The following is a 1,210-nucleotide window of genomic DNA, read 5'->3' on the forward strand; positions in this document are numbered from 1 at the left end:
GCCTGCCATTTTGGCGCGAGCCTTGTCTGTCGTGAACATCCATTTGATGCGAGAGCGGGCGGTATTTCGTTGTCGTTCCCAAGCGGTGATTTCGCGGCGCAGTCGCTTGGGATCGTCGATCCTGCGATCCAGGCACTGGCCTCGCAGGACGCCGATTTCGATCTCGACCATGTTGAGCCAACTTGCGTGCTTTGGCGTGTAGTGGAACTCAAGCCGTCGCAAAATCCGCCTGGCTTCGGCGGGCGGGAACGCCTGATAGAGGGCGCCGGCGGAGTGGGTCGATAAATTGTCCTGGACGACCCGGATGATCTCAGCGTCGGGATAATGGATGTCGACGAGCTCGCGCATGCATTCGGCGTAGTCTTTTGCCGCGCGCCGCTCAGTGACTTTGACCTTGCGCCAGGGACGATGCACGTCGAGCAGGACGAAGAGATTGACGGTGCCATTGCGACGATACTCATAATCGTAACGTTCGAGCCTACCGGGCTTGGCCGGAATGGGCTGACGCGTTTCGCCGATAAGTTGCACGGGGCTTTCATCGAAGCATACCACCGGTCGCGCGGGATCAGACGCCTCGGCGTAAAGGTCGAGCACATCCTCCATGCGGGCGACGTATTCGCCATCGACCTGCGGAATGCACCACATGTCTTTGCGCCAGGGCTTGAGGTCGTTTTCCGCCAGGCGCCGCCGAACCGTCTCGTGCGACAGGCTCTTGTGTTCGGTGAGTTTGACCATCGCGCCTGCCAGCAGCTTGAGCGTCCAGCGGGCACGGCCCTTCGGGGGACTGGCACAGGCGGTCGCCACCAGCAAGGCTTCTTCCTTGCCGGTGAGTTTGCGCTCCGCTCCGGGACGCGGCTCTTCGCTCAGCGCCCGCTCCAGATTGCCTTCCACGAAGCGTCGCTTGGTCCGATATACGGTCGAGCAGCTCACGCCAACGCTCCTTGCGACCTCCTCGTCGCTGGTCCCGGCATCGGCGGCCAGCAAAATCTGCGCTCGCTTGAGCTTGCGGGACGCATGCTTGCCGCCGCTGAGCAGCGCCCTTAGTTCGGTGCGCTCGATTTGGCTGAGTTCGACCCGATAGCGTACATTCATGGCGTGCCTCCTCGTTCGAGGCACGCACGAACAACTGAATCGGATGGCCGGCTTGAGTCCTTCGACAAAACCCTTCACGCCCACGCAGGGGCAGTATCTGGCTTTTATCCACCTCTAT

Annotated in this window: 1 protein-coding gene; it reads right to left on the reverse strand. The window is 61.3% G+C overall.

Annotated features, from left to right (window positions below; genetic code table 11):
- Nucleotides 1–1,092: IS630 family transposase (locus A3M7_RS0137690; RefSeq protein WP_049823956.1), on the reverse strand; the 1,092-nt coding region annotated here is incomplete at its 3' end.
- Between the last annotated feature and the right edge of the window lie 118 nt (nt 1,093–1,210).

This window comes from Bradyrhizobium sp. WSM2254 (assembly GCF_000472645.1).
Classification (GTDB): domain Bacteria; phylum Pseudomonadota; class Alphaproteobacteria; order Rhizobiales; family Xanthobacteraceae; genus Bradyrhizobium; species Bradyrhizobium niftali.